This is a genomic window from Desulfurivibrio nitratireducens (assembly GCF_044068515.1).
Taxonomy (GTDB): domain Bacteria; phylum Desulfobacterota; class Desulfobulbia; order Desulfobulbales; family Desulfurivibrionaceae; genus Desulfurivibrio.
Genome location: NZ_JBIPKI010000006.1, coordinates 48,442 through 60,380 on the forward strand (window position 1 = coordinate 48,442; position 11,939 = coordinate 60,380).

11 protein-coding genes and 1 tRNA gene are annotated in these 11,939 nt (G+C 62.1%); 8 read left to right on the forward strand and 4 right to left on the reverse strand.

Annotated elements, in window-relative coordinates:
• Positions 1–40: 40 nt before the first annotated feature.
• Positions 41–1,141, forward strand: coding sequence for a hydrogenase expression/formation protein HypE (hypE, locus tag ACHHTY_RS03660; protein ID WP_395492708.1), 1,101 nt, complete (start codon positions 41–43; stop codon positions 1,139–1,141).
• Between the two features lie 30 nt (positions 1,142–1,171).
• Here hypE and ACHHTY_RS03665 read toward each other — a convergent pair whose 3' ends face one another.
• From ACHHTY_RS03665 to ACHHTY_RS03675, 3 genes are all read right to left on the reverse strand, one after another.
• A complete protein-coding gene (locus ACHHTY_RS03665) occupies positions 1,172–1,690 on the reverse strand; it encodes a hypothetical protein (RefSeq protein ID WP_395492709.1) in 519 nt (172 codons plus the stop codon).
• A gap of 223 nt (positions 1,691–1,913) precedes the next feature.
• Positions 1,914–2,831, reverse strand: coding sequence for an inositol monophosphatase family protein (locus tag ACHHTY_RS03670; protein ID WP_395492710.1), 918 nt, complete (start codon positions 2,829–2,831; stop codon positions 1,914–1,916).
• Positions 2,832–3,007: 176 nt separating this feature from the next.
• Entirely contained in the window at positions 3,008–3,400 is a 393-nt protein-coding gene (locus ACHHTY_RS03675; RefSeq protein WP_395492737.1) for a diacylglycerol kinase, read from the reverse strand.
• Between the two features lie 363 nt (positions 3,401–3,763).
• Here ACHHTY_RS03675 and ACHHTY_RS03680 point away from each other — a divergent pair, with 363 nt between their 5' ends.
• From ACHHTY_RS03680 to ACHHTY_RS03710, 7 genes are all read left to right on the forward strand, one after another.
• Positions 3,764–5,287, forward strand: a complete 1,524-nt coding sequence (locus ACHHTY_RS03680; RefSeq protein WP_395492711.1) for a phospholipase D-like domain-containing protein — start codon at positions 3,764–3,766, stop codon at positions 5,285–5,287.
• Between the two features lie 154 nt (positions 5,288–5,441).
• Positions 5,442–7,118: a sensor histidine kinase gene (locus ACHHTY_RS03685; protein ID WP_395492712.1), complete on the forward strand. Its 1,677-nt coding sequence runs from the start codon at positions 5,442–5,444 to the stop codon at positions 7,116–7,118.
• Positions 7,119–7,227: 109 nt separating this feature from the next.
• Positions 7,228–7,656, forward strand: coding sequence for a response regulator (locus ACHHTY_RS03690; protein ID WP_395492713.1), 429 nt, complete (start codon positions 7,228–7,230; stop codon positions 7,654–7,656).
• 238 nt (positions 7,657–7,894) lie between these two features.
• Positions 7,895–8,323 carry an FKBP-type peptidyl-prolyl cis-trans isomerase gene (locus ACHHTY_RS03695; RefSeq protein ID WP_395492714.1) on the forward strand — a complete coding sequence of 143 codons (429 nt, stop codon included), beginning with the start codon at positions 7,895–7,897 and terminating at the stop codon, positions 8,321–8,323.
• A 234-nt stretch (positions 8,324–8,557) separates the two neighbouring features.
• Positions 8,558–9,280 (forward strand): SIMPL domain-containing protein, encoded by a 723-nt coding sequence (locus tag ACHHTY_RS03700; protein ID WP_395492715.1) that lies wholly within the window; start codon positions 8,558–8,560, stop codon positions 9,278–9,280.
• A 306-nt stretch (positions 9,281–9,586) separates the two neighbouring features.
• Entirely contained in the window at positions 9,587–11,218 is a 1,632-nt protein-coding gene (locus ACHHTY_RS03705) for an ABC-F family ATP-binding cassette domain-containing protein (RefSeq protein WP_395492716.1), read from the forward strand.
• Positions 11,219–11,274: 56 nt separating this feature from the next.
• Positions 11,275–11,496, forward strand: a complete 222-nt coding sequence (locus tag ACHHTY_RS03710; RefSeq protein ID WP_395492717.1) for an RNA-binding S4 domain-containing protein — start codon at positions 11,275–11,277, stop codon at positions 11,494–11,496.
• A 306-nt stretch (positions 11,497–11,802) separates the two neighbouring features.
• Here the strand turns inward: ACHHTY_RS03710 and ACHHTY_RS03715 are convergent.
• Positions 11,803–11,878, reverse strand: a tRNA-Arg gene (locus tag ACHHTY_RS03715).
• Between the last annotated feature and the right edge of the window lie 61 nt (positions 11,879–11,939).

Here is an 11,939-nt window from a genome sequence, read left to right on the forward strand (position 1 = left end):
AAAGCCGGGCACTCAACAGCTAACCCCTTAGAGGTTGTCGATGTCTTTATCCATCAAGCCGGAAGATTTCACTTGTCCCTTGCCGCAGGATAACAGCGAGACCGTCCAGTTGGCCCACGGCGGCGGCAGCCGCCTGGCCGCCGAGCTGATCGAAAAAATGCTGGTGCCCGCCTTTGCCGACCCGGTTCTGGCCCGCCTGGAAGACCAGGCGGTGCTGAACCCGGAACTGGCCGCCGGGGAACGGCTGGCCTTCACCACCGATTCCTTCGTGGTGGATCCGCTTTTTTTCCCCGGCGGCAGCATCGGGGAACTGGCGATCAACGGTACGGTCAACGATCTGGCCATGGGCGGAGCCCGGCCCCTTTATCTTTCCGCGGCCCTGATCATCGAGGAGGGTCTGCCCCTGGAGTGGTTGCGGCGGGTGGTTGCCGCCATGAGCGCCGCCGCTTCCGCGGCCGGGGTGCGGGTGGTGACCGGGGATACCAAGGTGGTGGGCCGGGGCGCCTGCGACAAGCTTTTTATCAACACCAGCGGTATTGGGGCGGTACCGGCGGGAATCGAGTTATCCGCCGCCAACCTCAGGCCCGGTGATCAGATCATCATTTCCGGCACCATGGCCGATCACGGGATGGCGATCATGAGCTGCCGCCAGGGTTTGAGTTTTGTCGAAGCCCTGCGGAGTGATACTGCCGCCCTGGATGGCCTGGTGGCCGTCATCCTGGCGGCGGCCGGGATGGGGGGAAGGGAGAGCGGCGGACCCTCGGGGGCCCTGCGGGCGATGCGGGATCCCACCCGGGGCGGGGTTGCGGCGGTCTTGAGTGAAATGGCCCGGGCGTCGGGTGTTGGGGTGGTCATCGCGGAAGAAAGCCTGCCGGTGGCCGACCCGGTTCGGGGGGCCTGTGAAATTCTCGGCATCGACCCGCTCTTTGTCGCCAATGAAGGCAAACTGCTGGCGGTGGTAGCCCCCGAAGCAGCCGCTCCGGTGCTGAATGCCATGCGGGCCCACCCTTTGGGTCGGCAGGCGGCGATCATCGGCGAGGTGCGGGCCGCCAATCCCGGCCTGGTGGCCCTGCGCACTCTCCTGGGGCCCCACCGGATCATCGACTTGCCCGCCGGCGAACTGCTGCCCCGGATCTGCTGATCAGCGTCGCAACAGCAGGGGGAATGCTCTTCAGAGACCCCGGCCGTCGTCGCGGTCCTCCCCGTCATTTTCCCGGTTCATGGGGGTTACGTAAATCCTTACCTGCTGGCCGTCCACATAGTATGCAACATTGAGGACATCGGGCATGCCGAAACCCGACAGCCGATAAATGGGACGCAGTTCGTAACCGATCACCTCACTCTGGGGACCCAGGATCGCCCGCAGTTGCGGGCGCTGGTAATGGGCGCTGCAGTTGATGAACTCCTGGGCTTTGGCCAGGGCGGCCGCTGCCGGCACCCCCTCTTCGACCCGGAACTGGAAGGCCGGCGAGGCCGGGGCAAAGGTATAAGGCTGATTCTCCTGCTGGAGAAAGGCGATGGTCGAGGTGTCGTTGCCGTAGCTGCAGCCATGCAGAATGAGGGTGTAGGTGCCGCTGAGGGCGCTTTCCTCCGCCCGGGTCGTATCCAGGCGCAGCCCGGGGGTGCAGGAGATCAGGGTCAGGCTGAGCAGCAGCGAAAGGACGGACGTGGCAGGTGTCAACATATTCATGGCTAACCTCCGCAGTTTAAAAGGGCAAGAATTGTTGACCCTTATTATAGCATCGCTCTGACAGGCGGCGGGATAAAATTTTGGGTCCGCAACATCGGCATGGCCCGGCAGGGAGATTCCGCCGGCGGCGCTCGGTATTGCCGGGGGGCCAGGGCGGGATTTCGGCCCACAAAGAGGGGGACCGCCGGTCGAAGACCTATGAGCCCATGGGATCCCTCGGAATTCAGCCCTTGGCGATGATCGCCTGCATGTCCCGGTGAATGAGGCCGTTGGAGGCCAGCAGTTCTGGCTTGAAAGGGGAAAAATCCGCCCCGCTGAAGTCGCCGGACCGGCCGCCGGCCTCGTGGAGCAGAATAATCCCCGCCGCCGTGTCCCAGGGCTTGAGATTGATTTCCCAGAAGCCGTCCAGCCGGCCGCAGGCCACGTAGGCCAGATCCAGGGCCGCCGCCCCCGCCCGTCTTACGCCCTGCACCCGGGGTAGCATCGCCTTCAGCACATCCACCACTTCATCGGCCTTTTCCGCGATGCTGTAAGGAAAACCGGTGGCCAGGAGCGCCTTTTCGAGCACGTTGATCCGGGAAACCCGGATCGGCGAGCCATTGAGCCAGGCCCCGCCCCCGGCGACGGCGCAGAAAAATTCCTCGCTGATCGGATTGTAGATCACCCCCGCCCGGCATTGGCCCGCTTCCATGTAACCGATGGCCACGGCGAACCAGGGATAGGCATGGGCGAAATTGGTGGTGCCGTCCAAGGGATCGATGACCCAGAGGGGACCCTGCAAATCCGGCCCCGGCGGTGGAGCTGGATCGGGCGGAGCCGAGGGAGAACTCGTCGGGCCGGGCAGGGGAGTTGCCGGTCCCGGGTTGCCGGCGGGAGTCGGCTGGTAGGCGGAGGCCGACTCTTCGGCCAGCACCGCGATTTCGGGGTGAGTGCGGCTGAGAATTTTTAGGATGGCCTTTTCAGCGGCGACATCGGCTTCGGTGACCAGATCGATCCGGCCCTTGTTGCTGATCTTAACCGGGGTATCGTAAAGCCGGCGCAGGATTTCCCCGGCCGCTAAGGCGGCCCGGCCCGCCGCGTCGAGAATTGCCGCCAGGCGGCGATCCCGGCAACGGGCCAGAGAGCGTTGCAGACGATCCATTAGGCTTTATCTCCTTTTGCCTTCGGTTGGCAATGATGGCCACAGGTTATAGGGTGCCGGCGCCGGTGTCAACCGGCTTGCCTTTGGCCTCCGGGGCCTTGGCGGCTGCCGCCGGAAAAATGGCGCGGGCTTTTAGTCGGCGTGGTCGGCCGGCAGGTAAATTGCCGGCGGTCGCATCAAAACTCCGCGCCGGTCAGGATGAGCAGCCAAACTACGGCGGCGTTGATCAGGGCGATGAAAACCGCCGCTGAGCCCAGGTCCTTGGCCCGGCCGGAAAGGGGGTGATAACCCTCGCCCAGCCGGTCCACCACCGTTTCGATGGCGCTGTTGAGCAATTCGGTCAGCAGAATCAGCAACAGGCTGCCCAGCAACAGGGCTTTTTCCAGGTTGGAGCCGCCCAGCCAAAAAGCGGCGGGGACCAGCACCAGACAGAGTATGACTTCCTGCCGAAAGGCCGCTTCTCCTCGCCAGGCGGCCCGCAGACCCGCCAGGGAATAAACGAGGGCCCGCCAAAGCCGGGTCAATCCGGCTAACGGGGAGGTTTGGGGTTGTTTTTTGTCGCTGATCATCATTGCGGTCTCCGGTGAGTTGGCAATTCCCCGATTAGTTTCGGTCCGGTTGGTCGAGTCCCCGGCGGCCAGGCGGCGGAAGGCCAGTTTTGGGGGAGTTGGGTTCATGCCGCCACCTTGAAGCTCGACAGGTCTTTTTAGGATAATCCCCTTTTCCCGCCAGAAAAAAAACCAAAATTGCTCCGTCATCGCTAATCTTGGCCCTGGCGCCGCCAGGCAGGGAAGAGGGGAAGCGGTTCCGGCAGGGCAAATGATCGTTGCTGCCGAGGCCAGGCGGCGGCGCCATCTTCTCCTTGACTTCCGGCAGCGGCTAAAAGAAGCTGACGGCAGGGGGAAAATTACTGACCCTTGCCTGGGGGAAAAATGAAAGTTCTGTTTTTTGTTTTACTCCTTGCCTGGGGTCTCGGGGTGGTTTACTCGCTGAGCCGGCGGCCGCCGCCGGGATTTGCCGTGGCCGGTCCGCTGCGGTCGGCGGTCGAATTGGAGTTTTTGTCTGATCTCAGTTTCCAGCGTAATGGCCGGCCCGTGCATGAACAGCGGATCCTGGCGGCGATCCTGGCCGAAATTGAGCAGGCCCGGCGTTTTATCATTGTCGATATGTTCCTGTTTAACACCATCGGCGGCCACCAGGTCCTGGACCCGGATTTGCCATCGCCGGTGGCTCGCCTGACCGAGGCGCTGCTCAAGGCCCGGCGGGGACGGCCGGAACTGGCGATCCTTTTCCTCACCGACGAAATCAACACCGGCTACGGGTCTTATCTCGAACCGCACCTGGAACGGCTGGTCGCTCACGGGGTGGTTGTAGTTCCGGTCGATTTGAGCCGCCTGCCCGACTCCAATATCCTCTATAGCGGGCTTTGGCGCCCTCTCCTGCAGTGGTTTCCCGCCGCCGATCGCGTCCGGCTGCCCAATCCTTTCGCCGCCGAGGCTCCGGCGCTGAGTTTGCGTTCATACCTGCGGCTGCTCAACTTCAAGGCCAATCACCGCAAGCTGCTGATCACCGAGCGGGCCGCGGTGGTAAGCTCGGGCAACATCCACGATGCCAGCGCCCGCCACAGTAATATCGCCTTTCGGGTAGTCAGTGGAGAAATCATTGCCGACCTGGTGGCCAGCGAATTGGCGGCGGTTCGATTTTCCGGCCATGATTTCACCCTTCCCGCCGGGGCGCTGCCGTCGGTTGCCGCCGCCACTCCTGCCGGCGGCGCAGCGGGGCTGGCACCTCCCCGGGTCCGCCTGCTTACCGAAAGCGCGATCAAAAAAACCCTGTTGGAGGCCCTTGCCGCCACCGGGGCCGGTGATCGGATCCGGCTGGCCCAATTTTATCTGACCGACCGCCAGGTTATGGCCGCCCTGGTTGGCGCCGCTCACCGTGGGGTGGCGGTTCGCCTGATCCTTGACCCCAGCCGCCATGCCTTTGGTCGCAACAAGTATGGCATTCCCAACCTGAGTTCGGCGGCCCGACTACGGGAGCAGGCGGGGGAAAAGATGGAAATCCGCTGGTATGATACCCAGGGAGAACAGTTTCACGCCAAGTTGATCATGATTGAATATGGCCGGGTCACGACGGCCGCTGCGGGCGGCGATCCTCAGGCGGAGTCGGAATCCCGTCCGCCCCGGGAATTGCTTGCCGGGGCCGAGGTGCTGATAATCGGTGGTTCGGCCAATTTTACCCGCCGCAACCTGGCGGGTTACAACCTGGAAACCTGCCTGGAAATCCGGGCCGGCTCAGCCGATCCGGTCGCCGGCGAGGCGGGGGATTTTTTCAATCGGCTCTGGACCAACCGCGACGCAAATTATACCTTGGCTTATGGGGAGTTGGCCCAGCCGGGGCGCTTTAAAAAGATCGTGTCCTCCTGGCAGGAATTCAGCGGCCTGGGAACTTTCTGAGCAGCAGGACGACCGTGCCTCAGCTTCCCACCACCCAGGCCGCCTGCTGCCTGGTGGGGCGCCGAGGGCTTTCAGGGCCTTTTAAACCTCTGTTCAGCGCCGGCGAGTCGGCGCGCCCGGGGACATCGCCATGCAGATAAACCGGTTATTCCCATTGGTATTCGCGGTTGGCGCGGTTGGGACCGTCCTGGCGGCCGGCGGAGGTTATTGGCTGGCCGTCAAGGGGTATGGGCTTGGCAGCCTGGGATGGGTGGCGCTGGCCTGCGGGTTGGCGGGCTTGCCGGCGGCCTGGTTGGTCCGGCTCCACCATCATCGCCTGCTGCAACGGGCCGAAACGGAGCGGGAAGCGCAGGTCAAGGCGGCCATGGGCCGGCAGGTCGAAGATATCTTTGCCGTTTTCCATGCCATTGCCGGCGGGATTTACGTGGCGGACATGGAAACCCATGAAATCCTGGCCATCGCCGGTCGCGATCGGGATTGTTTCCAGGGGCCTCTGGCGGGGGAAAAGGGCTTCCCGGGCCAAGGACCGGGCAGCCCGGGACCGTGTCTGTTCTGCACCGACCGGATTCTGCTGGGGCCGGACGGCAAACCCGGTCCCCCGGTGGTGCGGGAGTTTCGTAATCCCTGGAACGACAACTGGTATCTTGGTATCGCCCGGGCCCTGGACTGGTTTGACGGCCGCCTGGTGCGGCTGGAAATCGCCATCAACATCACCGAGCGCAAAAGGGCGGAAGCGGCCTTGCGCCGCAGCGAGCGGAATTTCCGCGAACTGGTCGAGAATTCCCTGGTGGGGATTATGCTGATCCAGGATGGCGAAATAATTTACCAGAATCCCGAGCAGAAGCGTTTGCTGGGAAGGTATCCCCGCTATGTGCATTTGGAAAATTTTGCCGCCGTTCATCCCGACGACCAGGCCAAGGTGAGGGAAAGTTACCGCCGGATCAGTACAGGCCATTCGCGCCAGGAGGATCTCGATTTTCGTTTTTATACCGGAGGCCGGCAGGACGAGGCCGCCCTGGTCTGGGTTTACGGCCGGGCCCGGCTCATTGATTTCCAGGGCCGCCAAACCCTGCTGATCAGCATGATGGATATGACCAGGGCCAAGGAACTGGAGGGATTGGTCCGGATTCAGGACAAGATGTCTTCCCTGGGCCGGGTGGCCGCCGGCCTGGCCCATGAAATCCGCAATCCCCTTTCCGGAATCAATATCTACCTGGCGACCCTGCACCGGATTTACCAGCGGCCGGAGCAACGGGACCAGGCCGAGGAGATTTTTCGCCGCCTGGCCCTGGCCTCGACCAAGATCGAGGCGGTAATCAAGCGGGTGGTTGATTTCGCCCAACCGGGGCAGCCGCTGATGGATTTGACCCCAATTAACGAGCCGGTGCTGGCGGCCCTGGATCTGGCCGCGGTTTTCCTGAAAAAACACGGAGTCGAAGTGGACCGTGATCTGGCCCCCGGTCTGCCGCCTTGCCGCATCGATTGCAACCAGATCGAGCAGGTCATCCTCAACCTGCTGTCCAACAGTGCCGAGGCCATGGGCATCCTGCCCCCGGCCGCTCCCCGCCTCTTGCGGGTACGGACCCTGGGACGGGCCAACGAGGTGGAAATCCAGGTGGATGACAGCGGGCCGGGGCTGGCTCCGGAGGTGCGGGGGAAAATCTTCGATCCCTTTTTCACCACCAAGCTGGAAGGAACCGGGATCGGGCTCAATATCAGTCAGCGGATCATCAAGGATCATGGCGGCCGCCTGGAGGCGGGGCCCAGCGACCTGGGGGGCGCCGGTTTCCGGGTCATTCTGCCGGTAGCCGGTCTGGGGGCGGCCGGGTAGGCAAAAAAAAATGACAAGAGCGGATTGAATATGCGATGATCGAATGATGGGCCTGGATCGGATTGGTGCCGGTTTCGGCCAGCAAGGTGGTCAGCGGGAGGACAGAGCGATGCCGGGTCCCAAAAATGACGATCTTTTTGCACTTTTGCAAAGACTTAACATGCTGCTCGTTGAGGATGACGAGCTGGTCCGCGATTCCCTGGCCCTGTTTTTTGCCAACGAGGGTTGCCGGCTGGAGGTCCGGGAAAGCGCCGAGGACGGCCTGGAGATCATCCACCATCGCCCTTTCGACGTGGTGATCACCGACTTCCGGCTGCCCGGCATGAACGGGCTGGATTTTTTGCGCATCCTGCAGGAACTGCAACCGGCGGCCCAGAAAATACTGCTGACCGCCTACATGAACGAGGAGGTACTGGCCGAAGCATTCCGCCTCGGGGTCCATGAGTTCATCGAAAAACCGATTGTCACCGATGATATTGAAGAGGCCTTGACCCGGGTCATTAAAAGGCGGGGGCTGGCAGGCCTGGCGGTTAAGTAGGGTCAGCGGGAGCAGCTTGCCGCCGGGGGAATCTCGGGGTGTGATTTCCGTCACTATATGTTATGGTTACGGAAATATTGGCCCCCTTATTTTGCCAAGCCCGCAAAAAGAACCGGACCCTGGTCAGGGTTGAGCGCAAGGAACAAGTTGATAAGCCTGGAGATCTGGCGTAGCGGCTTTTTGTGGGGCCGACCAAAAAAGGCGGTGCCGCCAACCCCAGATAAAGGAGATTATTATTATGGCTCAAGCGAAATCAGGCGATAACGTTAAAATTCATTATACCGGCAGGTTGACCGACGGCACGGTGTTTGATTCTTCCTCGGGACGTGATCCCCTCGCATTCACCCTTGGCAGCGGTCAGGTTATTCCCGGTTTTGACGACGCGGTTGCCGGGATGGAAGTGGGTGAAAGCAAGAATGTGACCATCCCCATGGATCGGGCTTATGGCCCTCGGGTCGAGCAGTTGATTATTGACGTTCCCCGCAGCCAGGTGCCCCCGGACCTCAATCCCGAGGTGGATCAGCGCCTGCAGATGAGCGGTCCCAACGGCGAAAACGTGGTGGTAAAGGTGGTCGAGGTGACGGAGGAATTGATCAAGCTCGATGCCAATCCGCCTCTGGCCGGCGAGGACTTGATTTTTGATATCGAGCTGGTGGAGATTGCCTGATTTCAGGCAACCTGCTGCCTCCGGCAAGGGAAAAGGCTCCGGTTTACCGTTGATTTCTGATGGTGCGGGGCCTTTTCTTTTGCCGCCTTGGTCCGTCGGTTGATCCTGGCGGGAAACCCCGCCAGGTCTGGGCCCGGAAGTGATAAGCGCGGTGTTTTGCTGCGGGTTGTAAGCGGTCGGGGACCTGCTAGGTTCCCGGTTGGGGCAAGGTAATTGATAAAAGGAGGAACGACTATGGCAACGGTACGCTTTGTCCTGGTATGGACGGTTATCTGGTTGCTGGGGGGACCGGCCGGCCTGGCGCTGGCCGCTGGCGGGCCGGCGAGCCTGGAAGACGGCTTTACCGTCCACATGACGGCCTGGGCGGAAGAGGAAGCGGCCAACGATTTGTTGATCGCTTCCCTCAGCGTTGAGCGCACCGGCCCCGACAGCGCCCGCCTGGCCGCCATGGTGGCCGAGATCATGGCCCGGGCCTTGGCCGAGGCCGGCAAATATCCCCAGGTCAAGGCCGCAACCACCGCCTATTCCACCCAGCCAATCTACCAGCGCCGCGACGGGCAAAGCGAAAGGGTAGGCTGGCGGATCCGCCAGACATTGCGCCTCGAAAGCACCGAGGTTGAAGCGACCACCGAATTGATCGGCCGTTTGCAGGCCCTCGATTTGCAGTTGGCCGGGCTGAGCTTCAGTGTTTCCCCGGCCCGGCGGGAAGCCCTGCGGGAAACCCTGACCGCTGCGGCCCTCGATGCCTGGCAGACCAAGGCCGAGACCGCGATCAAACGTTTGGGCGGCCAAGTCTGGCGGCCCCATGAACTCCAGATCCAGGATGAGCAGTACCAGCCGATCCAGCCCCTGATGCGGGCCGACATCGCCCTGGCCGGGGAAGCCGCGCCCCCGGCGGTGGAGGCAGGCACCTCCCAGGTCCGGGTCACGGTCAGCGGTACGGCCTGGGGCCGCTGAGCGGTTCGGACCCGGTGCCGGCTCGTTCCATTTTATTAAGCTTGCGCTAAAACTTTAGCATCCCGGCAAGGGACCATGGCGCGGCCGGCGGCAGAGCATTTTTGCCGGTCCGGCCCCGTCCCCCGGCCAGTCCGCCGCGCTTGCCGGGTACCCCGGCGCCGGGCTGCGAAGTTGGAAAAACCTTCTTTTTTACCCCCTGGCAAAATTAAGCTTTCACTTCCTGCACCTCTTTGCGGGGGCCGGCTAAACTTGTTGCCGCAGACGGCGGGTAACCCACAGCAACCAGATCGCCAAGAAATTGAGGATATGATCCACTTCAACAAAGTCACCCGTCAGCATGGTTCCCGGATTCTCTTTAAAGATGCCAGCTTTCAGATTCTTCCCCAGACCCGTACCGGCCTGGTTGGGCCCAACGGAGCCGGCAAGACCACGATTTTTCGCTTGATCACCGGAGAAGAGCAACCGGACCAGGGTGAGATTTCCCGCCCCGGCCAGAGCGTGATCGGCTACTTCTCCCAGGAGGTGGGCGAAATGGCCGGTCGCTCGGCGCTGGCCGAAGTGATGGCGGCCTCGGCCCGCACCGTCGAGCTGGGGGCCCGAATGGCGACCATGGAGGCGGCCATGGCCAAGCCCTTGGAGCCGGAGGAACTCGACAATCTCCTGGCCCGTTACGGGGAAGTGGTGGAAGAGTTTGAGCACCGCGGCGGCTATGACCTGGAGGCCCGGGCCCAGGCGGTGCTTACCGGCTTGGGGATCGGCCCCGCCGACTACCAGCGCCCGGTGGAATCATTCAGCGGCGGTTGGAAGATGCGGATCGCCCTGGCCCGAATCCTGACCATTAACCCCGATGTGCTGCTCTTGGATGAGCCCACCAACCACCTGGATATCGAATCGATCATCTGGCTGGAGAACTGGCTGGTCAACGATTTCAAGGGGGCTTTGCTGATGACCTGCCATGACCGCGATTTCATGAACCGCCTGGTCGGCCGGATCGTTGAGGTGGCCAACCAGACGGTCACCACCTACAGCGGCAACTACGATTTTTATGAACGGGAAAGGGAGATCCGGCGGGAGCAGCTGGTGGCCAGCCATCGGCGCCAGCAGGAGATGCTGGCCAAGGAGGAGGAGTTCATCGCCCGCTTCGCGGCCCGGGCCTCCCATGCCGCCCAGGTGCAGTCCCGGGTTAAAAAGATCGAAAAAATTGACCGGATCGAACTGCCGCCGGAGCAGCGGCCGGTAAAATTCCTTTTTGCCGCCACCCCCCGCAGCGGCGAAGACGTGGTCCGCCTGGAAAATTTGGGCAAGGTCTGGACCGGTCAAGATGGCCGTAATGGGGCCACAAAATTGATTTTTAGCGGAATCTCCGGGCTGATCAGGCGGCAAGACAAGATTGCGGTGGTGGGAGTCAACGGGGCCGGCAAATCGACCTTACTCAAGATCCTGGCCGGCCGAACCGCCCCGACCAGCGGTTCGCTGACCATGGGGGCCGCCGTTGCCCCCGGATATTTCAGCCAGCACGCCATGGATGTGCTGGATCCCCGGCTGACCGTCTTCGAAACCCTGCAGGCGGTCCTGCCCGAGGCCGGGATCGGGGTGCTGCGCAATATTTTGGCCGCGTTTCTCTTTCGGGGGGATGAGATCGAAAAGCGGATCGCCAATCTCTCCGGTGGGGAAAAAAGCCGGGTGGTGCTGGCCACCCTGCTGTCCCAGCCCCTCAACTTTCTGATTCTCGACGAACCGACCAATCATCTCGATATTCAGTCGCGGGAGGTTCTGCTCACGGCCCTGCAAGAGTTCGGCGGCACCGTGGTGCTGGTCAGCCACGACCGCCATTTTCTGCGGGCCGTGGCCAATCGGGTTTTCGAGCTCGATCAGGGCGAGTTGCGAAGCTATCAGGGAGATTACCGTTATTACCTGGAGAAAAGCGGCCGGGCCTGAAGCCCTCGGCGGCAACCGGTTTTACCCCAGCGCCAACCACATTGCCCGGAGAATCTATGGAAACCGTCGTCATCAACACCACTATGATCCGGTTGGGACAATTTTTGAAAATGGCCAACCTGGTTGGAACCGGCGGCGAGGCCAAACTGCGTATTCAGCAGGGAGAGGTCAAGGTCAACGGTGAGGTGGAAAGAAGGCGCGGCCGGCAACTGCGGGCCGGAGATCTGGTGGAAATTGCCGGCCAGGTTCGGCGGTTGCAGACCGGCGAAGGCCAATGAATAGTGGTTTCCGCGCCCCTCAGGTCACGGCGCACTGATCCGGGGGCGGAGCAGGTGGGCGAGGTCGGGCTAAAAAAGGTGATCGCCCGGCTCCCTGATTGCTTGCTGCTGTCGGGGCATGCTAGTATTATTTGATAGTGCCGGATTTGGGGACCGACCCGTGGCCAAGCAGGCCTGAGCCGGGACAAAGGACAAGGAATTCGCCCGGGGAGGGCGGGGACCAGAAAGGGCGAAAAAGAACAAGGACCCTTGGCTACAAGTGCCATCCAAACGTCGCTGAATAAGGGTTGGATTTGCGATTTAAGGTGGTGGCCCCGGCAGGAATCGAACCTGCGACACCAGGATTAGGAATCCTGTGCTCTATCCCCTGAGCTACGAGGCCGTTGGCCGTTGACAATTACCCCTAGGGGCAGGTTTCGGGCAACTCTGCACCTTGCTGCAAG

Bases quoted from the DNA above. Each gene is read 5' to 3' on its own strand.
- hypE (WP_395492708.1), top strand. From the start codon at position 41: ATGTCTTTATCCATCAAGCCGGAAGATTTCACTTGTCCCTTGCCGCAG.
- ACHHTY_RS03665 (WP_395492709.1), bottom strand. From the start codon at position 1,690: ATGAATATGTTGACACCTGCCACGTCCGTCCTTTCGCTGCTGCTCAGC.
- ACHHTY_RS03670 (WP_395492710.1), bottom strand. From the start codon at position 2,831: ATGGATCGTCTGCAACGCTCTCTGGCCCGTTGCCGGGATCGCCGCCTG.
- ACHHTY_RS03675 (WP_395492737.1), bottom strand. From the start codon at position 3,400: ATGATCAGCGACAAAAAACAACCCCAAACCTCCCCGTTAGCCGGATTG.
- ACHHTY_RS03680 (WP_395492711.1), top strand. From the start codon at position 3,764: ATGAAAGTTCTGTTTTTTGTTTTACTCCTTGCCTGGGGTCTCGGGGTG.
- ACHHTY_RS03690 (WP_395492713.1), top strand. From the start codon at position 7,228: ATGCCGGGTCCCAAAAATGACGATCTTTTTGCACTTTTGCAAAGACTT.
- ACHHTY_RS03695 (WP_395492714.1), top strand. From the start codon at position 7,895: ATGGCTCAAGCGAAATCAGGCGATAACGTTAAAATTCATTATACCGGC.
- ACHHTY_RS03700 (WP_395492715.1), top strand. From the start codon at position 8,558: ATGGCAACGGTACGCTTTGTCCTGGTATGGACGGTTATCTGGTTGCTG.
- ACHHTY_RS03705 (WP_395492716.1), top strand. From the start codon at position 9,587: ATGATCCACTTCAACAAAGTCACCCGTCAGCATGGTTCCCGGATTCTC.
- ACHHTY_RS03710 (WP_395492717.1), top strand. From the start codon at position 11,275: ATGGAAACCGTCGTCATCAACACCACTATGATCCGGTTGGGACAATTT.